Below are 22,357 nucleotides of genomic sequence, written 5' to 3' on the forward strand. Positions count from 1 at the left end.
AGCGAGTAATCGCGCTGTGTCCGTTTCACACCTTGTCCCATCGGGCTCTCCATTTATTGGGGGGAAAGGTGTAAACCATATTCAGGACGGGACAGCGCCATAAAAAAGGCCATTGCAGTGGCAATGGCCTGAGGGTCTCGAGGTGTGGTTGAGGTTGGTGCGGCGGGATTAGCGCCCCTTTTTGCCAACCATGATGGCGATCGTCTTGCCAATGATATATACATCCTGCACTAGCCAGCGCCAGGGGTGGAGCAGGGCGACCGAGTAGGCCAGATCGAACGCCAGCTTGCTGCGCACATCATCCAGCGACTCGTCGTAACCCTGATTGACCTGTGCCAGACCGGTAATGCCGGGGGCCACTTCATAGGTGCGTTCGATAAAGTACGGCACCGCATCTTCCAGCCGGTTGGCGATCCCGGGTCGCTCCGGACGGGGGCCGATCAGCGACATCTCCCCCTTGAGCACATTGATAAACTGCGGCAGCTCATCGAGCCGGGTTTTGCGCAGAAAGTCGCCGCTGCGGGTGATCCGGCTGTCCCCCTTGCCACACCAGACTGGCCCGGTGGCCGCCTCGGCGTCGGCGCGCATGGTGCGAAACTTGATCATGAAAAAGAGCTCGGTATGGGTGGCGTGGCTGCGCCCGATCCGCAGCTGACGAAAGAACACAGGCCCCGGGCTATCGAGCCGGATGGCCAGCATGATCAGCGGCCACAGTGGCAGCGTCAGCAGCAGGCCAAGAGTGGCACCGAGCAGATCCATGCTGCGTTTGACCACCAGGGTCAATCTTGGAATGGGGTGTGTCATACGGCTTTCTCCTGTGACATGAAACGTATGGGGGCGCGCAGGCAGTAGCGCAGGGTGCCCATGCCGTTGTACCAGTGTCCGAGTACCAGATAGTGGATCTTGCGAAACAGATTGGGCCAGGGGTGCACAGGGGTCAGCTGGATCAGGATGACCAGCAGATACCCCAGCAGTTGCAGCCCCAGCAGCAGCTGAAACAGCAGGGATTGGGTGGCCAGCGGGATGGCGCAGAGCCACAGCAGGGTCAGGCAGAGCGGCATCAACACCCGCAGCCCCTTGCCACTGGCAAAGTTGAAGGCAACCCAGCCGAACTTGGGGTGCAGCAGGGGGAGCAACCGCAACAGCTGCTGGGTGTTGCCTGCCCCGATCCGCTTGCGCCGTGTCGCCTCCAGCGCGGCATTGGAAACTTCCAGCTCCAGTGCGGTGCAGCGATTGTCATAAACAGCCCGATACCCCTTGGCGATGGCCTGCATCGGCAGGATGAAATCGTCGTTGATGGTATCGGCAGCCAGCGGGGTGAGGCACTCCCGGCGCATCATGTAAAAGGCCCCGTGGGCCCCCAGCATGCCGCCAAGGGCCGATTCGCAGAGCTTGATCTGGCTTTGATAGTGCCAGTAACTCTCCTCGCCCTGGGAGCCCGGTTGCCAGAAGCGGTACGCTTCCCCGACCACCCCTACCTTGGGATCGGCAAAATGGGCGACCGCCAGCAGCAGGCTGTCGATGGGCAGCAGGGCCGAGACATCGGTGAGGGCTACCAGATCGCTGTGCACCCGGGTCATGGCCTCGTTGAGCACGGTGACCTTGCCGCGATTGCGGGGGTGATCAAACAGCCTGATCTGCAACTGCTGCAGGGCGGGATCACCGAGCTGGCTCAGCGCAATGGGGTAACTGTTGTCGCTGCAGCCGTCGAAATGCACATGCACCCACAGCTTGTCGGCGGGGTAATCGAGGCTGGCGAGGTTTTGCAGCTTGGCCGCGATGGTCGCCGCCTCGTTGTAGACCGGCATCAGCAGGGTGATGGTCGGCAGCGCCTCATCGGTGGCGTCTGTTTTGAACCCTCGATCCAGAGGGCGCGGCGGATTGGCTACCTTGCGTGCCTGCCGACCACCGAATTTGAGCAGCAGGGGATAGCCGACATGGTGGTAGACCACCAGTACAGCGCACAGCCAGAACACGATCATGATCCATTCCATGGGATGCTCCTCTGGTCATCGGGTCGCTTGATCAGCGGCTGTAAAGCTGCTGATAGGCCTGAGCCATCCGGCTCAAGCTGCTTTGCTGGCACACAAACTCACGGGTGACGGCACGCAGGCTATGGCACTGCAGCAACCCTTGTGCCAGAAGCTGGGCAAGGCGGTCGGGATCCCGCTCCGACAGGATATGGCCGCTGGCCTGACAGACGATCTCTCTGGCCGCCCCCACATCGCTCATCACCACCGGTACCCCGCACGCCTGCGCTTCCAGCACGCAAAGCGGCATCCCCTCCGCCAGTGAGGGGAGGCAGAAGAGATCCAGCCCCTGATAGAAGCGCGGCATGTTTTCGACCAGCCCGAGAAAATGGACCCGATGGGCGATCCCCAGTTGCTGACACTGTTGTTGCAACGCATTTTGCAAACTGCCGACCCCTGCCAACGCAAGATGCACCTCCTCCGGCAGGGCGCGGATCGCCTCCAGCAGCAAGGTGTGACCCTTGACCGACTCAAGGCGGGCGGCGCAGCCAATCAACTTGACCCCTTGCGGCAGCCCCATCTCCTGACGGGCAAGGGCGGCGGAGCCCGGGGCAAAGCGCCGCTCATCGATGCCGTTGGGGATCACGGTTGGCGACAGCTGGCCCAGCTTGGCCAGCAGCTGGTTGGCTACCGGCATGGCATCGGCCACCAGAATGGGTTTGAAGGCGCGCAGCCCCCACTGGGCCAGCGTGCGCTGATGGGGATCATCGAGATACCAGGCATCGTGCTCTGTATGTACCAGGGTGGGCACCCGGGCCAGCCGACTGGCGAGGCCGCCATAGAGCATGGGCCCCAGATGGTGGGTATGTACCGCGGCGGGCTTGAGTTGGCGCAGCAGTCGGGTGAGCCGCCAGAGGGTCGCCAGCGACCAGCCCGCGGGCTTTTCCAGACAGTGAATATTGCCAGCAAAGGGATGCAGGGCGGGCCACGCCCTTAGTACATCCCCTTTGTGCCCTTCGAGGGAGATGATATGCACCGGCTGCTCGGCAGGGCTCGCCTGAGTGAGGTTGAGCACCATGGTCTCCAGCCCGCCGGGCTGCAGGTGCTGCACGATTTGTACGACAGGTTGAACAACAGGTTGTAAGACAGGTTGTAAGACGGGCTGGGCGCTGGCGCTCCCGTGGGGATGGGGTCTGTGCGACGGGGTTGATGACAACATGGTTCGCGCTCCGGCAAGGGAAGGGGTAACACCCCGGATAGCGGGAGAATGCGAATCTTGTACCACTCTTGCGATCTGCCCACAGAGGCGATCAGCTCCTCTGGTGGCACTGCCTTTGCATCGTGCGGGTGAGGGTTTTTCTCAGGGAGTGATGCCATGCCTGTCCAGTTCTATTACAACCTCTACATCATTCTCTTTGCCGCCTGGCGCCGTCGCTATCTGCTGGTGATCCCGGTACTGGTGATGCCGCTGGTAGGCGTGACGGTGGGTCTGCTCACCCCCAAGGAGTATGAGAGCCGCACCACCTTTATGGTGCCGCAAGATGCCAACCAGACCCCGACCCTCAAGGATCTGATCACTCAGGAGAGTCTCAAGGATCGCTTTGCGGTGCTCGAAGCCCTGCTGCGCAGCCGCTATGTGCTCGATGGAGTGGCGCGGGATCGCGGTCTGGTCAATGACGAGACCCCGCCAGCCCAGCGCGATGCCATCATGGATTGGCTCTCGAGTGCCGTCTCGCTGCGGCTGATCGGCGATGAGGTGATCGAGATAAAGGTCAAAGCGGATTCGGCGGCCAACAGCGCCGGTTTGCTCGAAGCTATTTCGCGGCGCTTTTTCTTCAACCTGCTTAGCAAGGGGCGCCAGTCGGCGGAATCGTCCGAACGTTTCCTGCAAAGCCAGCTCGACAGCCGCCGCAGCGAACTGCAAGAGGCCGAGCAGCTGCTCGCCGATTTTAAACGGGAGCATGCCAACGCCTTGCCCCAGCAGCAGAGTACCAACGTCGCCCGTCTCTATGGCTTGCAGGAGCGCTATGCCGAGAGCCTGATCACCCTGCAGCAGGCCAAGGCCCGGGTCGATCAGCTATCGCAGGGGCAGGAGAGCCAGTTGGCCCGCCAACTGGATGAGAAGCTGCAACTGATGCGCACCGAGCTGGTGTTGCTGCGGGCCCGCTACAGCGACGAGCACAGCAAGGTGCAGAGTTTGCGCTATCAGATTGGCCAGTTGCAGCAGGAGTTTGAGCAGCTCAAATCCCAGCCGGATATGGCGCGCGGGCCCGAGTGGCAGCTGGCCCAGACGCAGCTGACGGAGGCGGAGCAAAACGCCGCCGGCTTGAAGAGTCAGCTGGATGGACTGGACAGGGTGGTCGACTCCCAGGGGGATACCGAGCGCCAGCTCGCCGAGCTGGAGCGGGATCTGGCGGTCAAACGCACCCTCTATCAGGATTTGCTGCTGCGCTATGAGAAGGCCAAGGTGACCGGCGATCTGGGCAACTTCGAGCAGGGAGAGCGGATCAAGGTGATCGACAAACCCTTCGCCCCCAGCAAGCCGAGCAACTACCCGCTCTGGCTGTTTTTGCTGGCGGGCATTGTTGGCGGGTTGGGGCTCGGCTGCGGTCTGGCACTGGTGGCCGAATTGGCGGATGCCAGCCTGCGCCGCTCCGATCAGCTGGCCGCCCTGGTCAAGGCGCCGGTGCTAAGCCGGATTCCCTACTGCGAGCCAGTGCCGGACTATCCATCCAATAGTGATCATGCGCTGGATGGGCAGGTGCTGCCCATGTCACCAGAGCCGGGTTGATTGCAGTAAAGCTGGCTACCAGCCTGAATCTGGATATTTCTGAAAAGGCCTTGTGATAAGGCCTTCTTTATATCGTGCAGATGGCGGAGTAAACATCGCGGCAGGCCGATAAAAGAGGATAACGGCAGCATTTTCTATTTCCCTTTCTTGACTGTGGTTTTACCGAGTGATACAACTGAAACCAGTTTGGTATTATTGGCCTCATACGCGAAAATCACAACATGGTTATTATTTAAACTTTTTGTTATTAATGATGTGTGGAAGGGCAGTATGAGATGGAAAAACTGCCAACATGTTAATAACTCTTTTCATATAATTCCTGTTAGAAAAAGGAGAAAAATGAATCAATCTGCACACGCATATATGATTAAAGCGCCTGCATTACTTAATGATACGCGGCGTTTAATTTCTAGAATAGATGATTATAACAGAGATGGTCTATCAGCTATATCAACATCAATCTCGGCTGTTGAGGCTTTTTTAAACGAAATTGTTCAAATTGGTAATGGGTACAAAGCCCATAAACATGGATTAAAAAATCCTCTTGTACGAATGGCTGTTGACCTTGAAAAGGCTGAGCGAAAGCCAATACTATGTAAATTTGATATTGCTTATCGTGCACTTAAAGGTAGTGGTTTCAATGTTAAAGCTACCAAGCCAATCCAAAGATTACAAATTGTCATAGATGTTAGAAATGAATTAACTCACCCTAAAGCATCAACAATAAATATTTCTCTAAATGGTATCTCATTACAACCAAAGGAAAAGAAATTAGTAAATAAATTACGTTCGAATGGCTTCAAAGTTTCCGATGCCCCTTTCGATTGGGAGCGAGTCGTTAATACTAAGGCCTTTGCCTTGTGGGCTTATCAATCGGCTATAGATTCTATTGCTATGGTTTTTGATGCATGGCCTTATATCGATGCTATTGACAGCTTTAAGGAAATCTACTCTGTAAATTTAAGGCATGAAGAACAATGGAAATAATTTTCATGAGAAGGTATTCAAAAAACTCAATGTACATGGCGTGTTCAGTTTACAGTTTTTTAGTGACTAAAGCGTAATGTAGTTATTTTTATATTACGTCTCTGCCTTACTTAAGGTGATGTTATATTTTTAGTTTAAGGAGGTTCTTTGAAATCAAGTGGTCATAAGTTACTTAGAAGTGTAATAACTAACCGTGAAGCTAGTCTTGAAGATCTTAGCTCTTTTATAGAATCTAAACATGGTGATTATCGCGATTATTTTCCCTTAGCTAGCCTTATTGTTAGTGGATATGTGGCTTGTGAGATTCGCTGCTCATCAGGCGAGCCATATGAAGAACGATTACTTGCATCAATACTTTATGCAAAAGCATCTGGTGAAAAAAAGGTTAATAATTTCCATAACCAAAATGGTAAGAAAGGATATACAGATAAGATATTTACTATGACAGCTAAAACTCAGCTTTATTTTGATGAGTTGAGAACGAAGCGAAATGAGAGAGTGTTTACTGCATTTATTAGTATTGTTGTGGGTGTGTCATCGGCTTTAATTACGTTAGCAATACAAAGCAAAATTTGAGAGTGTTATCCTAAAGATAACAAGCACCTCAAGAGAAAATATTTGTCAACGAGTAGTGTTTTCAGACCTTATGGTCCATCTTGCCATGACTTCGCCAAAATCAGGGAGCCATAGCTCCCTAATCGCAACACACGGGGTGATTAACTAGCCGATAGCTGGCGATTGTTGCCAGTTGGCTTGCTGCGGACGGCCTTGAGTTCGGCGTTGATAGCGCCAGGCCAGCAGTAGCGGCATACCGAGCAGCAGCTGGGCGGCCAGCGGGATCTCCTCGATGGGGGCGGCCAGTGCCCCTTCCGGAATAATGCCCCCCTCAATTTCGGCCGCCAGTTTGAGCTCCAGCGCATTGCCAAAGTCGGCGAAGGTGGTGGCGTTGATGACAAATGCATCCTGACCGCCCGCCACGTTCTCCACATACCACTCTTGCAACACCCCATCGGCATAGTCCTGACCTATGGTGATGCCGTTGATAGTATCGATGCCGGAGGCGAGCAGTTGATCCCGTACGGTGGAGGTATCCAGCCCGTTGTTCTGGATACCATCACCCGACACATCCATCACCTGGCGGGCGGCGGTGTAGTTGTTGGTATCAAACTGCTGGGCACCAAAGGCCATGGCCGAACCGGGGGCCGTCATCCCCGCATAGGGGCGGACCAGGGCATCCAGGGTGGCAGCGAAGTTGTTGATGGAGGTCATATCGTAGAGGTGGAACCAGTCAGTCATCACGCTCTGCTGGGTCGAGCCGCTCCACATCACCATCTGTACCGCAATGGACCCCAGCTTGTCGCCACTGGTGTCGAGGATGGCGCTCTGTACATCCTGACTGTAAAAGGCGTCCACATAGCCCTGTAATTGCAGATTGAATTCCGATGAACTGACGCTGCCCGACACATCCATCAGCAGTTGCAGTTCGGTATCGACTTCGGTCAAGGCGTATGCGGGGGAGGTTACCAACAACATCCCCAGCAGCCCTGCCAACGGTTTGAGTTTCATTGCCCACTCCTTCTCCTTGGCGCTAGTGCCAGCAGGGGGAATGAATAAAGCGTGCCAGCTTTGTTGCATCCTCTGACTTGGCTTGATCCGGGTGAGGCCGGGCAGGCATGGAACTTGCGACAGCACTCAAAAGCGCTGATAACCGGCAGGAGTTGCGATGGAGATCCGTCCCTGGCAGTGGACACCTAACTGGCTGCTACTTGGTTTGGCCAATCAGTGGGGCATGGTATGGCTCAATATGGGCCACTTCAACCTGCTGGTGGTGTTGCTGATTGCTATCTGGTGGCAAATTGCATTGCGGGTTGCACCGAGCTGGCGCCCGCATCCACTGGCGCTCGCCCTCTTTATCCTGCTGATCCTGATCCCCAGCGCCAGTTGCAAGGCGCTGGCCTGTCTGCTGCTGGTGGCCTCGCTATGGCGCCGTCATCAGAGTGGCGATGAGCGGGCGGTGTTGCAGATTGTGCTCGCCTTTACCGTGGCGGTGTTGTGGGGGCAGCAGGTGTTTGCCCTGCTCTCCGGCCCTGTGCTGGCGCTCGATGCCTGGGGGGTGGGCCAGTGGTTGCAGCTGCTGGGCTGGGAGACTCGCCTTGATGGCAATCGCATCGAGCGGTTGGGGGGCCATGCCCTGATTGTGCTCAAGGGATGCTCTTCGTTTTCTCAACTCTATCTGGTGGTGCTCTCCTGGCTGGTCTCCTGCTGCTGGCTGGCGCCGGAGCGCCCACTCTACCGGCAGTGGCCCATGTTGCTGCTGGTCTGCCTGCTCTATATCGGTGCCAATCAGTTGCGGCTGGTGCTGATGAGCCTGGATCTGCGCTGGTACGGCTGGCTGCATACCGGCTCGCTGGCCCAGCTCTACCAGTGGGCCATCATGTTGCTGGTGATGACCATTCTCTTTATCCGGGGGCGCCGTGATGCGTCTATCTAGGGGATATCTGTTGCTGTTGCTGGTGGCGCTGCTCAGTGCTGCCGCCATGGGCTGGCGTTATCAGAACCGGGCGATCAATGAGGGGGCCAAACCCATGCTAATGGAGCTGGTCCAGTTGGGCTGGCGCTTGCGGGTGGCCACGCCGGTATTGGGCGGCACCTATGTCAGCTATCAGCTGGCCCATCCCCGCTGTGACGGCCTGCTGCAGGCCATGCTGGTGGCGCCGGATCGGGAGGCGATGTCAGTGACGCTGGCGGGTGAAGGGATGAGTCAGGGGGTGATGTTTTTAGGCGAGCTGCACCAGAGCCCGCCGCTGCTCTCGTACCGTCTGACCCAGGGTTGGCGCAAGTTGTGGGGGCTGACCCCTTATCCCCTCTATCGGGTGGCCTTGCCGACTTCTTGCATTGACCTTATTGCGCCGCCGCTGGGGTGACTGACCCCGGTTCACCGTTTGGCAGAATGCGGATCAGCAAGGTATTGGGGGCCAGCATGGGGTCATAGCGGGGCTCCAGTTCAATGGCGCGAGCTCCCAGCAAGCGGGTGAGTGCGGTCAGCCGCACGCTCGCCATCCGCGCACTCTCCAGCATGTCGGTTTGCAACCCGGGGCCGCTTATCAGCGCAATCCGTGCCGGATCCTTGCGTCCCAAAAACTGATGCAACTGCTGCTCCTGATCCGCTGGCAGTTGTGTCTCCGCTTGTTGGTACTGCAGTTGCAGTTGGGGCTGTTCGGCCAGCTGTTGTTCCCGCAACTGGTTGAGGATCGGCAGGGTCTCATTGACCGGCTCCTGACGGGCGCAACCGGTGAGCAGCAGCGGCAGCATCAGAGGCAACAGGCAGCGCAGGGCGCTGTCTTTTGCTGTGGAGCGGGGAATCTGGTTGGCCATACGCAGTCACTTCAGGAGGATGAGTTGGCACCAGTTTGCAATGTTTTCAATCCCTTGGCCAGTTGTTCAATCTCGCGGCGCCACTGGATCCAGGCGGCAGAGGGCAGTTGCTCTGCCACCTGCCAGCGGGTCGGCAGCTGATCGCGCAGGCGCTCCAGCAGCAGGGCGGCATCCACCTGATAGCGGGCCTCCTGCTCCAGCCATGCGAGCCAGCGCAGATCTTCGATGGCTTGCTGCAACAGCAACAGATCGTGGGAGAGGCGATGCGCCTCGCAGGCTTGCGGGCCGAGCAGCATAAAGTCGCTCTCCCGCCCGTCGGTGGGGTCATAAGGCAGGGCGGTGGGCATGCGACCATGCCACTGCAAATAGCCCTCGGCGCCGCTCTGCCACAGATAGAACCCGGCGGCTCTCGGGGTGCCCAGATTGTAAAACCAGGGGGTGACCTTGTGCTGGCGTACCCGCGCCACATCGGCCTTGTCGGCGCCAAAGCCTGCGTTGATCAGGGCAATCTCCACCTCTGCCAGCAGACCAGCCTGACCCGGATGATTGAAGTGGCCCGCGCGGATCACCGCCGGATCCCGCCGTTTCATCTCCCGCGCCAGGCTGGTAATGGCGGGCAGGGTGGCAAGATCCGGCTCATCAAACAGGCTCCATGCCAGCGGGGGCAAGCCGCTGGCGGTCAGTGCCTGTTGCCGCGCTTGCCACTGTTCGATCTGGCTGGCAGGGTCGCTCCCCCAGCGTTTGAGCGGGGTATAGGCCAGCAGGGGCGGCACAAAGCCGAGCCCGGCCGCTTCTCCCATGATCTCCCGCATCCCCGCTTCATCCTGTGGCAGGGCGGGCGAGAGGCCGCTGATCCCGAGCTTGGCGAGCCGCTGCAGATCGCAGCGACTGGCCACAGCGATCTGCTCTTTTAGCGCCTCGGGGTCGGGGCTTAGCCAATTCAGATAGGGGGGCGCTTCTACATAGATGCCGACCGGCTTGCTGGCCGCGGGCAGGGTCAGCGGCAGCACCTCGATAGTCAGCGGCAATTGCACCAGTTGCTGCTGGTTCAGCAGCTGAATATTGCCCAGATAGTGACCGGCAGGCGCATCGCGTGGGACGGTCATTTGCAGCACCAGACGCCGAGGTACGCCTGCCAGCAGGGTGAGTCCGGCGATCCCCTCGACCAGCTCCTGATCCGAGGGGGCCAGCAGGGTGCCGCTCGCCTGCGGGCGAACCAGATGCCACTTGCCGTAATAGGGGGTCAGCGCCAGCGGCGATCCTGCCTGCTCGGGGGGCTGGATCACCAGCAAGGGGGCCGGATCGTCGGTGGTGGCGTGGATGGCAAATTCCATCAGCAGCTGGCTGCCACGGGCGGCCAGCACCGGTTGTGCAGCCTGCTTCAACGCATCGGCCGCAGATAGCGGGGCGATCTGCAGGGTGGGGGCGGCATCCGTAATCGGCGTGAGGCTCAATTGCTGCGAAGCAGGGGCTGTGGCTGGGGTTGGGGAATAGGGGGCCAGAGTCCACTTTTCCAAAAACAGCTGGCGCTGCTTGGTCAGCACGATTGCGGTAGCGTCGGCCAATACGGCGCGATCTTTTCCGCTATTCGGGTGAGCCTCTTTGCTGGTGCTGGCCGGATAGGGGGCAAGCAGTAGCCCTGCCAGGTATTTGGCATCCGGTGAGTGGCCCACCAATGTGATAGTGAGCGGGCCGCCTGGGTGGTTCAGGGTGACATGAACGGGGCCGCCCTGTCGTGCCCCGAACAGCTGCCAGGGATCCGGATTTGGCAGTGCCTCGCGAGATTGTCCCGCCAGATAGCGCTGCGTTAGCCACTCCTGCGGTTGCCACTGCTCGGCCCAGATGGGCTCGCCATTGACCAGCACGCTGCGCTCGAAGGGGTGGGGCAGATACTCCCATTCACCGGGGTCATCGAGCCAGAGGGTGAGCTGGTAGCGCCCCTTGGCCAGGTCCAGTCGCACTCCGTCGAGATTGCGAAGCCCATCGCGCACCAGGGCATCGCCGGAGGGGCGCAAGATGGGGGTGGGATGGCCAATCAGCCGGGGATCCCCCGGACTCAGGGCTTCAAAGCCGGTAAAGCGGGGGGCGGTGGAGGCCCCCAGATCCAGCGCAATGGTGCCCTCAGGCAGGGTCAGACCGGGCTCCCAGTACCAGCGGTGAATGGTCAGCGAGGGGGCGTTATCGGCCATAAAGAGATAGAGCTTGGTGAGTTTGTCCAGCGCCAGCGCTCTGGGTTGGCTGGTGCGCCACTCACTCAAGGCAAAGCGCTGGGTGAAGGGGCCGGGTGCGACAATCCGCTCCAGATTGACCCGGCTGCGGTAGTTGACCGAGGCCTCATCGTCGATACGCAGGATCAGGGTTTGCGGGCGGGCGCTGGGATTATGGCCCTCGATCACCAGTTCATCATCGCTGCCTATTGGCCAGCTGTGGGTGCTCAGATCGAGCCGCTGGGGTGTCTGGTTACCCGTCAGGGGCAGCGGGGTCTGCCCCTCCAGCCGGATAGCGGCTATTGCTGCATGGCAGCAGAGCAGGATAACCAGCCAGAGCCCTCTGCTCATCCGGGCAGCCCCTTCAACCAGTTGCTCAGCTCGGCAGCCTTGTGATCCCAGCTTTGCAGGGCCACCTGCTGCTGGCGCGTGTGGCGCCCTTCGCTGCGGGTGAGCCCCTCCCAGCCACTCTCCTGAAACCAGCCCGGATTGGGTTGATCAAAGGCGGCCCGGTTGATGGCCTCGGCCAGGCTCTCCCCATCGTGGGGGAGCTGGATCTGATCCCGATAGCCATCGAGGGCCGGAAAATCGGTGCTGACGATGGGGCGTCCTGCGGCCAGATACTCGCGCAATTTCAATGGATTGCAGGCACGGATCTGGGCGTTGTCGACAAAGGGCAGCAGACTCACCTGCCAGTGCTGGGCATAGGCCGCCAGCGTGTGATGGGGACGGGGCCCCAGCAGATGGATATTGGGGAGCCCCTTGAGGGGGGAGATATCGGTCTGGACCGGGCCAATCAGCACCAGATCCCAATGGGGCAGGGCGGCGGCCGTCTCTGCCAGCAGGGGGATATCAATCCAGTCGCTCAGGCTGCCGTAAAATCCGGCAATGGGGCGGCCGGAGGGGAGATCCGCCGGGCGTTCTCTGGGGGGCATAAACAGCTCGAGATCCACCCCGTGGCTGAGGAGCCGGGTTTTATGGGGCGGAAACCGGCTGGCCAGCGCGGGGCTGGCGGCTAGAATGAGATCGGCTTTTTCCACCAGTCGGGCCTCGCAGTGGGCAATGGCCTGATGATCCACTCCCGCCAGCGCCGAGAAGTCATCGCCGCAGTAGTAGATCACCGCCCGCTCTTCGAGCTTGCCAATCAGATCGACGGCGCTGGGCAGGGAGATCCAGAGCAAGGGGCGATCCAGCTCGGGCAACTGGCGCCGGATCTGCGCCGCCAGCCAGTGGCCATTGATCTTGCCCGCCAGCCGACTGCCCGGCAGCGGCAAGGCGAGCGGCGGCAGAACCCGGGGGCTGCTGACCTCTGATGGCGCAACCGACTGGCCGCCAGCATGGCGCGCGCCGCGCAGCACGGCCCCCAGTTTGCGGACGATGCGGGTGAGATCATGAAGGGTAAAGCGGGGACAGCGCATGCCGATGGAGTTGACCCAGAGCACTTGATAATCGGGCAACAGACGCTTGATCAGGTGCTGGGTGCTGGAGGGGTGCTGGCCCCAATCCTCGCCCAGCACCACCAGTTGCGGCAGTGAGTGTGGTTTCATGCAAAGGTCTCCGAAGCGTGTGCGGGGTCGCTGTGATCCTGTGGTTGCAAGGGGCGTAGTACGGTGGCCGGTACCCCCGCTGCCAGCACACCTGCGGGCAGATCCCGGGTGACGACGCTGCCAGCGGCGACAATGGTGCCGGCGCCTATGGTGACACCGGCCATCACCATCACCCCGGTGCCAAGCCAGACATCCTGCTCCAGCACAATGGCCCCCACCTGTTCATCGCGATCAGGTTTGCCAAGAGCGCGATCGCGGGCGTTGACCGGGTGCCCCGGGTAGCCCGCCAGAAAGGCACGGCCAGCAATTCTGACGTTATCCCCCAGCACTATCTTGCTGCCCACCGCCAGGGTGGTCTGCCAGCCAATGCCGACATTGCGGCCAATGACCAGCCTTGGCGTCTGGCTCGATGCCCGGCCGCTGATGGTCATGGCGGCGCTGAGGCGGCAGTCGGCACCGATTTCGATGGTGACCGGACCGCTGATATAGGGGATGCCACCATAGAGATAGAGGCGCGGGGCGGGGGCCGTCAGGCGAGATTGAAACAAGGGGGTCCACCAAAGGGTGCGGGTCAGGGTTGCCAGCGCGTTGCTGCCCAGCAGATAGAGCCGATAAAGCAGCCGATGCAGGGGAGGGATCACGGGGAATGACCAGTGGCGGGCACTTTTGGCCAGTCGCCATACCCGGCGAGCCAGTGGCGTTTCCCCCTGTTTGGCCCAGCTTTTCATCCGGTGCAGGTTGATGGTGTTCATGGCGACCTCTCCCTCTGGTGCAGTCCGTTGCTCGCTAAGCAGAAAGCAGGGATCGGGCCAACAGGACGGCCCCAGCTAGATCGGGCCAAATGGGGCTAAGAGGTGGGGCAGATTGCGCCGGTCGGTGCAATTTGCAGCCAGCGTTGTGCAAAACGCAAATGCCAGTCTCATTCTGGGCCTGTTCAGGCCGGTTAAGCCGCACAGAGGGGCTATCGCTTCAGGGCGGGAGTGAGTGGCGTGGGCTTTGCATTAGCGGTAGCTGACCTGGAGCAGGATGCTTCGGGTGGCTGGGAGGCCCTATGAAACTTGGTGTGAACCAGATTGCCATGCTCTATTACGCCGGCGGCTTGCTCCTGATGAAGGGGATCTCCCTGCTGATGCTGCCGGTGTTGACCCATCAGCTGCTGCCTCGTGAATACGGCCAGCTGGAGGTGCTGCTGACCCTCATCAATCTGGGTTCCCTTATTTTGGGCTTCGGGCTGGTAGATGCCCTCTACCGCTTTGCCGGATTGGCGAAAGATGAGCAGGAGCGTCAGCAGGTGGTGGCCCGCATGTTTGGTCTGGTCTGGCTGATCGCCCTGGCCAGTCTGGTGCTGCTCTGGCTGCTGGCACCTGTGGTGCAAGCCTGGCTGCCGGTGGAATCCCGCCTTGCGGATGTGCGCTGGGTGCTTTGCGCCCTGCCGTTTGAAGGGGTGATCGGCGTGCCACTGGCATGGCTGCGGATGCGCAATCAGGCCCGGCTCTTTTTCGTGGCGACCGCAGGCAAGGCGGTGATCCAGTCCCTGCTGACTGGCTGGTGGCTCTGGCTCGGCTGGGGCGTGAGCGGGGTGTTGGCCTCCGGCACCCTCACCTGCATCGCTCTGGCGCTGCTGCTGAGCCTCTGGCAATGGCGAGATAGCGGGATCCGCTTTGACTGGCAGCACTATCGGCCGCTGCTGCGCTATGGATTGCCCCTGGTGGTGAGCGGGCTGGCAGGTTTTGCCCTGAGCGGACTGGATCGCTGGCTGCTGGCCGATGTGGTGGGGGAGGCGCTGCTCGCTTACTACGCGGTGGCGGGCAAGCTGGCGCTGGCGGTGGGGCTGTTGCTGCAACCCTTTGCCCTCTGGTGGTATCCCCGCCGTTTCATGCTGCTGCGCGAGCCGGATGGACTGCGACTCAATGCCCACTACAGCGTGATGGGGTCGGTGCTGGGGTTTGTCACCGCGGGGATTGTCGGGCTCACCGCCCCCTTGCTCATTCGCTGGCTGACCCCGGAGAGCTATCACGGGGCGATCGCCTACATTCCGCTGCTGGTGCTGGGTATGGCGGTGCGCAATGTCTCGGACTTGCTCAATGTCGGCTGCTTTAGCGGCGAGAAGAGCAACGCCCAGATGGTGATCAATCTGGGCTGCAGCGCCCTTGGGGTCGCAGGCTTTCTGCTCGCCATCCCCCCCTTCGGGGTCGCCGGGGTGATCTGGACCCTGCTGCTGGTCTATCTGGTACGGGCGCTCGCCTTTTATCTGGTGAGCCAGCGGTTGCTGCCGCTGCCGTATCGCCTCTCGACCCTCTGGGCCAGTTCGCTCGGGGCGCTGGCGATGGTCTGGCTCGGCCAATGGTGGGCAGGATCATGGCTCGTCTAACGCCGGCCATCTGGGCAAGCGCCATCTGTCTGGTGCTGGCCCTGATCTGGTGGCGGCTGCCCCATCCCTTGCTGCTGCCGGTGCTCGGCCTTGCCATTCCCGCCATCTGGTTTGCCCTGCGCTGGCCCTTCTTGATGGTACTGGGGTTTGTCACCTTCTCCTTCTTTCGACTGCATGAGGTGTTCCCCCAGCTCTATCCCCTCAAAATCCCGCTGCTCTTCTCGCTGGCCGCCATTGGCGCGCTGGTCTGGCACATTTTGCTGACCGGCCGGATCAAGCCCTACTGGAGTCCAGCGCTGAGCTGGCTGACGGCTTTCTTTGTGATGGTCTCCATCGGTGTGCTGTTTGCCAGCAACCGGGGCGAGGCGATCGCCACCTGGACCGGCAGCTACAGCAAGATCTATCTGATGACCCTGGCCACCGCCTGGCTGGTGCGCACCCCAGGGGATTTTGCGCTGGCGGTGCGTACCTTCGTGGTAGCGGGCTGTCTGGTGGCGTTGGTGGCCCTCTACAACAAGGCGAGCGGGATCGGGCTGGTGGAGGGGACCCGGGTGACCATAGGGCGCGAGCTGGGCTCTGTGCTGGGGGATCCCAACGATCTGGCGCTGGTGCTGCTCTTTCCTGCCGGTTTTTCGCTGAGCTTGCTGCTCAATCAGGGCAATGGGGTAGGAGGGCGTTTGTTGGGGGGGTTTGGTTTTGTCCTGACTGCGGCCGCCATTATCGCCACTCAGAGCCGCGGCGGTTTGCTTGGCGTGTGTGCGGTCAGCGGCCTGTTTGCCTGGCAGCGAGTGAAGTCGAAAACCCTGTTGATCTCGATGGGGATGGTCGCGCTGGTAGTGCTCTTTGCCGCCGCCGGGATCAGCGACCGGGCATCTGGCGGCGCCGCCGAGAGTGGGGTCGATGCCTCGGCCATGGGGCGGATCTACGCCTGGCAAGCGGCCTGGGGCATGGCGCTGGGCCATCCGTTGGTGGGGGTGGGCTTGTCCAATTTCTATTACAACTACTTCTTCTACAGCCCCCATTGGGATGGGCTTAATCATGCGGTGCACTCCACCTGGTTCGGGGTGCTGGCTGAAACCGGCTTTGTCGGGTTGGCGCTGTTTATCGGCATGGTGACGGTGGCCCTGCGCAGTTGCTGGCGTTGCCAGCTTGCTGGTATGCCTCCTGCAGTGATCACGGCAATGCAGGGGGTGATGGCCAGCATGGTGGGGTTTGTGATTTCGGGATCCTTCCTGACCCAGGGCTTTACCTGGCCCATCTATCTGGAGCTGGCGCTGGCCGTCGCCGCCATCAAGTACGTGCAGCAGGCGGCCACAGAGGTGAAGGCCACCGCTGCGGATCATCAGGAGGCAACCCGGTTGCCGGCAGTGCCACCAAAGGGAGCAAGAGGATGAACGCAACCCCTGTTTTGCTGGTTCACTACGGAGAGGACTGGATCCGCGGCAGCGAACGCTGCCTGCTGGATCTGCTGGCCCACCTCGATCGCAGCCGGTTTACGCCGTTGCTCTGGTGCAATAGTCCGATGCTGGCGGCAGAGGCGGCCACCCTCGAGGTAGAAACCATGGTCGAGCCGTTCAGCCTGCTGCTGGGATGGCAGGCGCCACGTTTTGATCTTGCGGCCCATCGGCGCCTCTCCCGGCGAGCCAGAGAGCTCATCACCGAGCGGCAGATTGGGCTGGTGCATGCCAACAGCGCGGCCCCTTGTCAGTGGCTGGTGGGGGTCTGTCGGGCGTTGCAGGTACCGCTGGTGTGCCACCTCCATGCCCGTTACCAGCCCAGAGACAGGTTCAGCCTGCGGGTTCATCAGGCAAGCGTGCTGATCGGGGTGAGCGAGCCGGTGTTGACCGGTTGGCGCCAGGATGGCTGCGCGGCCGATCGGTTGATCCGGGTACCCAACGGGGTGGATGCCGCTCGCCTGAATGGCGGTGCTCACTGGCCGGTCTTCGGCATGCTGGGCTTGCCACCGGGGGATATGATCATCGCAACCGTCGGCTCATTGATCAAACGCAAGGGGATTGATCTGCTGATCCGCTCGCTGGCTGCCCTGATGGCATCGGGGGAGGAGGCTCAGTTGCTGATCATTGGCAGCGGTCCGGAGCGGGAAGCATTGGTGGCGTTGGCTGTCGAGCTCGGTGTGGCCGAGCGGGTCCACTTTCTCGGCGAGCGACCAGACAGTGCCGCTATCTTGCGAGGCGGGGTGGATTTGCTGGTCTCCGGAGCCCGTGAGGAGGTGTTTGGTCTGACGTTGGCGGAGGCGGGCATGTTGGGGCTTCCGGTCAGTGCCTACCGAGTGGGCGGCATCCCCGAAGTGGTGGAGGAGGGAGTGACTGGCTTGCTTGCAACCCCGGGGGATTGGGCCGAGATGGCTGATCACTGGCGGCAATTGAGCAATCCGCAGCGCCGATGTGAAATGGGGCGGGCCGCTGAGCTGCGTGCCGCACAGTTGTTCACGGTGGCGCGCTACGTTGACGGGGTCACGGCGGTGTGGGACGCCGCGCTGGCTGGTCGTTGGCACGCCACGGCCCCCACACCCTTCCGACCACTCATTCACTGGGCGGGGCAACGACTCCTTGCCAGAGGGCGCAATATGCTGGCGAGTGGGATGGCAAGAGTGGCGCAAAAAGTGCAGTTGGGGTTTGGCCGCCGCAAGGTACCAGAGTAAGGGAGCAGCAAGATGAGCATGCAAACTGAGCCGGTGTTCGGAAAGGTCATCGTTGTGGATCCCATCCCGTTTCGCGGGGGCTCAAAGGTTGCGACCGAAGTGCTGCTCGATGAGTTGGCCAAACGGATGCCCGGGCTCACATGCCATGTGTTGACCCAGGATCCCGACTCCTGGCCCCGTTGCCAGCATCATCCCCTTTGGCTGCCCCACATATTGAAGGGGCGGGAGTCCGGCATCGGCTATCTGCTCAAACAGGGGTGGCAGACCCTGCTCATCCTCTGGCTGGTGTTGCGTCTGGGGGAGGTGAAGTGCCTGGTGGCGGCGTCCGGGCCTGGGGTGGATCTCTGCTGTTACTGGGCGGCCCGCTGGTTGCGGTGCCGGGTGGTTCAGCTGATCCACGGCCCTGTGGGGTGCTCGGGGCTATCTGCCAGAGCATTGCAACGGGCGAGTTTTGTATTTTATCTCGAATCAACCCGCAGCTCCCTGGCGGCATTGCTGGCCCGGCTTGGCGAGACCGAGTTCCCGTCACACTGGCAGCCATTTACCAACGGCTTGAGCGAGATTGATTGGCCCAAAGCGACTCTGGGGGGGCCTCGTATTTTGTGGGCGGCCTCGTTGCTGCGCTGGAAAGGGCTGGAGACCATGCTGGCCGCCCATCAACTGATCACTGACGCTCGCCCCGAGCTGATGGTGTGCTATCTGCAGCCCAAGGGCACGCTGCAACCCTGCAGCCAGCCTCAGCCACAGCTGCCAGATACACACTGGTATGCCAACCCCGCCAATCTTGACGAGATCCGATCTCGATGCGGCATTTTTGTCTCCACCAGTCATCAGGAACCGTTTGGCCTCTCCATTCTGGAGGCCATGGCTGCAGGATTATGCGTAGTGATCCCGGCCGATGGCGCCTGGTGGGATCGACACCTCACCGATGACGTGAATTGCCGCAAATATCAGCCAAACGATCCCGGCGATCTGGCGCGGGTGCTGGCCAGCCTCAATGCCATGCCCGACGTGGTCAAGCGACTTGGCCATCATGCCCGCCTGCATGCCATGGTCCATTACAACGCGGCAGATACCTATCAAAGCACACTGGATCAGTGGGAAGGTATGTTGCGATGGGATGCGTTGAGCCTTGCCGTGCATGGTTAGCGCGCAGTGGTTCCCCACGGGGAGGATGGGGGTGTATGAGGGACTTATGGTCAGACTGGTTGCGGGAGGCTGGGTGACTCCGCCACTCTGATGCAGTTACGGCCGGATGATTTGGCGGTATAGAGCGCAGCATCAGCCAGTTTTACCAGTTCAGATGGCTGCCAGTGACTCGATGGTCTGAGGCAGGCAACACCCATGCTAACGGTCACCAGACCGGTGGCATTTTGTGCGTGTGGCTGCGCGAGTGCAAAAATCAGCCGCTGGATATGTTGGGCAATTTCATAGGCGGATTGACGCTCGGCATGTGGCAACAGGATGACAAATTCCTCTCCGCCGTAGCGAGCCACCAACTCCCCCGAGCGGCGCCCGGATTGCGCCAGGGTATGGGCCAGCAATCGAAGGCACTCGTCACCGGCAACGTGGCCATAGAGGTCGTTGAACTGCTTGAAATGATCGATGTCGAGCATGATGAGCGCAATCGGCATCTCTGTCTGAATACAGCGCTCCCAGGCCTGGTTCAATGAGTTGTCGAACAGACGACGGTTGCCGATGTTGGTGAGCCCGTCGGTATTGCTGAGCGCTTCCAGTTTCCGGTTCGCTTCCGCCAGCTCCCTGGTTCTGAGCTCGATAATGAGCTCCAGCTCATGTTGGCGCTCCTCCAGACTGGTCATCGGGTAAATTTCGCTTTCCCGAGCCGCACTGTAAGGGATGGAGATACTGCTGTGAGCAATTTTCCACGCCATGGCTTCGTGTCGAAAAATCAATACCAGTCTGGCGGTTCTGCGGGAGAGGATAGGTTCTGATTTCGGTAGATGGATATGGAAGAAGGCGGTGACCGCCACCACATCAGCGGCCAGATCTTGCAGGGTTACATCGAGTATTTCCAGGCGGATCCTGCCCGGGATCTGGGCAAAATCGCGGCGGGTTATCCGGATCCACTCATCCTTATCGGTAACCAGAACATCACTGCTGCCGGCAAAGCCGCTGAAATTGTCGCTAAACCGCGTGGTGAGCCGATCATCCCGTGATGAATACAGCTCGATGTACTCATCAAACAGTGAGCGGATCAACTGTTCCCGTTCAGTGGTCATTGCACTGGGTCCATGTGAAGTGGTCATGTTTTTCAAACGTTCGATTGAACTATAGTCAATTATGTCATTTTAATTGGCTATCTATCTTGATTTTTCTCGTTTTTTTGTTCAATTCCCGCACTTGGCAAGTGTCCGTAGGGCCAGCCAGAAACAAGGCTCCATGGCGTGGTTATCAGAGGCAGTCAGGGGGAGGTTTCTCTCTGCAACGGCGGCCGCTGCGGGCTGCATTTCACGAGGTGAGCTGGGCTGTCAACGAGTTCGAGTTCGATCAGGCAAGGTAGTGGCTGGAGCCACTGCTTGGCTGATGATTAACACCCTTATCGTTTGTCATGTTCATCATCATCCCCGCTCATTTCTTTTTGCTGCAGTTGAACAAGAATAATTATCATCTATATCGATGGAGATGGATATTTACGCTCTGGTTAATTACGCAGGGTGACGTGAAGGTAAATAGTGTGAAGGTGGGCGGTAACATCTGTAACCGGATGAGCGAATGCATCGCGAGTTAAATATGATCACTATGTTGCAGGCAGCCTTCCACCTTGCCTTTTCTCTCACCATTAATTTGAATGCAGATTCACGATGATGCGTAAACATATCCGTGAACGCGATATTTTACTCACCAGCATCCAAGACAATAAAGAGTGGGGGAGGTCATACTGATATGCATACCTCGGCGGCATCTTTTCATTAGCTGTGTTAAACATCAGGGAGGCCAAGCGGGGTTGTACTGTGTGGGTTAGCAGAAGCAATCATCGCCCTGCAGCGCAGGCAAGATGCAAGCAGATATCAAGCGACAGCAGGTAAATCGTGCCGTGCAGGCCGTGCTTGCTACCGGTGGTAGCTGGCCGTGAGACAGTTCTGGTGTGGAGAGGCAAGTCAGGAGGTTGTTCCGTGGATGAGTGTATGGAATATGTAATGAGATGAGTAAAGATATATTCAATGGATCATTTATTGGTGGGCATCAGTATTGTGAAATGAGCGGTATAGCCAAGATTTCAATCATGTTAATTTGGCTTACAGTGAAAGAGAGGATATGCGGTGATTAATTATTTAATATCCAATTAAGTTCATAAAATTTACGGAGTTGCTAAATATCTCTTTGGGGGTAATTAATTTAATTTGTGATGTGGCTCGCTATGAAAATAGGGGTAAGCCGGTCGAAATTGATAGAGATCAATACTGCAGGGTGGGTGAGTCCTTAGCATTTCCGCTATTAAGCATTTATCAAACAAGTGCTCACTACGGGAATAAGAAGAATGGTCGAGGATAATTTTTTATCGGCTCATGGGATTAATCGCCGTGATTTTATGAAATTGTGTGCCGGGATGGCCGCAACCCTGGGATTAAGTCAGCATGCCGTCGCCAAGATGGCCACTGCGCTCACCAGCCCCGAACGGCCGCCGGTGATCTGGATTGGGGCGCAGGAGTGCACCGGTTGTACCGAATCGCTGCTGCGGGCCACCCACCCCACCATCGAGAACCTGATCCTCAACACCATTTCGCTGGAGTACCACGAGGTGCTCTCGGCGGCCTTTGGTCATCAGGCGGAAGAGAACAAGCACAACGCCATCAAGCGCTATAAAGGCAAGTATGTGCTGGTGGTGGATGGCTCCATTCCGCTCAAAGATGGTGGCGTCTACTGCATGGTGGCCGGTGAGCCTATCGTCGACCATATTCGCCGTGCTGCCACCGACGCGGCTGCGGTGATCGCCATCGGCTCCTGCGCCGCCTGGGGCGGTGTGCCTGCCAGCGGTGGCAACCCGACCGGCGCTGTCAGTCTGGAAGAGGCGCTGGGCAATATCAGCACCCCGATCATCAATATCCCGGGCTGCCCGCCCAATCCCCACAACTTCCTCACCACGGTTGCCTACTACATCACCTACGGCAAGCTGCCGGCGCTGGATAGCAAGAAGCGTCCGCTGTTTGCCTATGAGCGGCTGATCCACGAGAACTGCGAGCGTCGTCCGCACTTCGACGCAGGGCGTTTTGCCAAGGAGTTTGGTGATGAGGGTCACCGTCAGGGTTGGTGTCTCTACCATCTGGGCTGCAAAGGGCCGGAGACCTATGGCAACTGCTCGACCCTGGAGTTCTGCGATGTGGGCGGCGGCATCTGGCCGGTCGGCATCGGTCACCCCTGTTATGGCTGCAACGAGCAGGGGGTCGGTTTTAGCAAGGGAATCTTCCAGCTCGCCAAGGTCGAGAAC

General features: G+C 59.4%; 19 protein-coding genes. 10 read left to right on the plus strand and 9 right to left on the minus strand.

Going from position 1 to position 22,357, the window contains the following annotated elements:
• Positions 1–168: 168 nt before the first annotated feature.
• From AB5Y85_RS03070 to AB5Y85_RS03080, 3 genes are read right to left on the minus strand one after another with little or no spacing between them, the layout of a single operon-like run.
• Entirely contained in the window at positions 169–804 is a 636-nt protein-coding gene (locus AB5Y85_RS03070; protein WP_257688058.1) for a sugar transferase, read from the minus strand.
• Positions 801–1,994, minus strand: a complete 1,194-nt coding sequence (locus AB5Y85_RS03075; RefSeq protein WP_101530770.1) for a glycosyltransferase family 2 protein — start codon at positions 1,992–1,994, stop codon at positions 801–803. The genes AB5Y85_RS03070 and AB5Y85_RS03075 overlap by 4 nt, the downstream gene beginning before the upstream one ends.
• A 31-nt stretch (positions 1,995–2,025) precedes the next feature.
• Entirely contained in the window at positions 2,026–3,081 is a 1,056-nt protein-coding gene (locus AB5Y85_RS03080) for a glycosyltransferase (protein WP_257688057.1), read from the minus strand.
• Positions 3,082–3,345: 264 nt separating this feature from the next.
• Here AB5Y85_RS03080 and AB5Y85_RS03085 point away from each other — a divergent pair, with 264 nt between their 5' ends.
• From AB5Y85_RS03085 to AB5Y85_RS03095, 3 genes are all read left to right on the plus strand, one after another.
• Positions 3,346–4,761, plus strand: a complete 1,416-nt coding sequence (locus tag AB5Y85_RS03085; protein ID WP_257688056.1) for a GNVR domain-containing protein — start codon at positions 3,346–3,348, stop codon at positions 4,759–4,761.
• A gap of 339 nt (positions 4,762–5,100) precedes the next feature.
• Positions 5,101–5,748 (plus strand): hypothetical protein, encoded by a 648-nt coding sequence (locus tag AB5Y85_RS03090; protein ID WP_257688055.1) that lies wholly within the window; start codon positions 5,101–5,103, stop codon positions 5,746–5,748.
• A 147-nt stretch (positions 5,749–5,895) separates the two neighbouring features.
• Positions 5,896–6,324, plus strand: a complete 429-nt coding sequence (locus tag AB5Y85_RS03095; RefSeq protein ID WP_257688054.1) for a hypothetical protein — start codon at positions 5,896–5,898, stop codon at positions 6,322–6,324.
• Positions 6,325–6,468: 144 nt separating this feature from the next.
• Here the strand turns inward: AB5Y85_RS03095 and AB5Y85_RS03100 are convergent, their stop codons facing one another.
• On the minus strand, positions 6,469–7,314 hold the full coding sequence (locus AB5Y85_RS03100) for a DUF1194 domain-containing protein (RefSeq protein WP_005333391.1): 846 nt from the start codon (positions 7,312–7,314) through the stop codon (positions 6,469–6,471).
• 157 nt (positions 7,315–7,471) lie between these two features.
• Here AB5Y85_RS03100 and AB5Y85_RS03105 point away from each other — a divergent pair, with 157 nt between their 5' ends.
• Together AB5Y85_RS03105 and AB5Y85_RS03110 are read left to right on the plus strand one after the other, a co-directional pair.
• Entirely contained in the window at positions 7,472–8,239 is a 768-nt protein-coding gene (locus tag AB5Y85_RS03105) for a hypothetical protein (protein ID WP_257688053.1), read from the plus strand.
• Complete coding sequence (locus AB5Y85_RS03110; RefSeq protein WP_257688052.1) at positions 8,226–8,672, plus strand: hypothetical protein; 447 nt, start codon at positions 8,226–8,228, stop codon at positions 8,670–8,672. Before AB5Y85_RS03105 ends, AB5Y85_RS03110 begins: the two co-directional genes overlap by 14 nt.
• Here AB5Y85_RS03110 and AB5Y85_RS03115 read toward each other — a convergent pair.
• Genes AB5Y85_RS03115 through AB5Y85_RS03130 form a run of 4 tightly spaced genes read right to left on the minus strand, consistent with a single transcriptional unit; the run spans position 8,650 to position 13,629 of the window.
• Positions 8,650–9,123: a hypothetical protein gene (locus tag AB5Y85_RS03115; RefSeq protein WP_257688051.1), complete on the minus strand. Its 474-nt coding sequence runs from the start codon at positions 9,121–9,123 to the stop codon at positions 8,650–8,652. The two genes, AB5Y85_RS03110 and AB5Y85_RS03115, sit on opposite strands and share 23 nt — an antisense overlap.
• 11 nt (positions 9,124–9,134) lie before the next feature.
• The gene (locus AB5Y85_RS03120) at positions 9,135–11,681 is read right to left on the minus strand and encodes a hypothetical protein (protein WP_257688050.1); all 2,547 of its coding nucleotides are present in this window, start codon (positions 11,679–11,681) and stop codon (positions 9,135–9,137) included.
• A complete protein-coding gene (locus tag AB5Y85_RS03125; protein WP_368221185.1) occupies positions 11,678–12,877 on the minus strand; it encodes a glycosyltransferase in 1,200 nt (399 codons plus the stop codon). Before AB5Y85_RS03125 ends, AB5Y85_RS03120 begins: the two co-directional genes overlap by 4 nt.
• Complete coding sequence (locus tag AB5Y85_RS03130; protein ID WP_108588154.1) at positions 12,874–13,629, minus strand: acyltransferase; 756 nt, start codon at positions 13,627–13,629, stop codon at positions 12,874–12,876. Before AB5Y85_RS03130 ends, AB5Y85_RS03125 begins: the two co-directional genes overlap by 4 nt.
• A gap of 299 nt (positions 13,630–13,928) precedes the next feature.
• Here AB5Y85_RS03130 and AB5Y85_RS03135 point away from each other — a divergent pair, with 299 nt between their 5' ends.
• The 4 genes from AB5Y85_RS03135 to AB5Y85_RS03150 are packed head-to-tail and all read left to right on the plus strand — an operon-like array spanning position 13,929 to position 19,059.
• The gene (locus AB5Y85_RS03135; RefSeq protein ID WP_368221188.1) at positions 13,929–15,248 is read left to right on the plus strand and encodes a lipopolysaccharide biosynthesis protein; all 1,320 of its coding nucleotides are present in this window, start codon (positions 13,929–13,931) and stop codon (positions 15,246–15,248) included.
• Positions 15,236–16,642, plus strand: a complete 1,407-nt coding sequence (locus AB5Y85_RS03140) for an O-antigen ligase family protein (protein WP_257688047.1) — start codon at positions 15,236–15,238, stop codon at positions 16,640–16,642. Before AB5Y85_RS03135 ends, AB5Y85_RS03140 begins: the two co-directional genes overlap by 13 nt.
• Positions 16,639–17,910 carry a glycosyltransferase family 4 protein gene (locus AB5Y85_RS03145; RefSeq protein WP_257688046.1) on the plus strand — a complete coding sequence of 424 codons (1,272 nt, stop codon included), beginning with the start codon at positions 16,639–16,641 and terminating at the stop codon, positions 17,908–17,910. The genes AB5Y85_RS03140 and AB5Y85_RS03145 overlap by 4 nt, the downstream gene beginning before the upstream one ends.
• Before the next feature lie 12 nt (positions 17,911–17,922).
• Entirely contained in the window at positions 17,923–19,059 is a 1,137-nt protein-coding gene (locus tag AB5Y85_RS03150) for a glycosyltransferase family 4 protein (RefSeq protein ID WP_257688045.1), read from the plus strand.
• 50 nt (positions 19,060–19,109) lie between these two features.
• Here AB5Y85_RS03150 and AB5Y85_RS03155 read toward each other — a convergent pair whose 3' ends face one another.
• Positions 19,110–20,177: a diguanylate cyclase gene (locus AB5Y85_RS03155; protein ID WP_257688044.1), complete on the minus strand. Its 1,068-nt coding sequence runs from the start codon at positions 20,175–20,177 to the stop codon at positions 19,110–19,112.
• A gap of 1,232 nt (positions 20,178–21,409) precedes the next feature.
• Here AB5Y85_RS03155 and hybO point away from each other — a divergent pair.
• A partial coding sequence (hybO, locus tag AB5Y85_RS03160) for a hydrogenase 2 small subunit (RefSeq protein WP_368221191.1) occupies positions 21,410–22,357 on the plus strand: 948 nt, incomplete at its 3' end.

This window comes from Aeromonas sp. R3-1 (assembly GCF_040908345.1).
GTDB classification, from domain to species: Bacteria; Pseudomonadota; Gammaproteobacteria; order Enterobacterales; family Aeromonadaceae; genus Aeromonas; species Aeromonas veronii.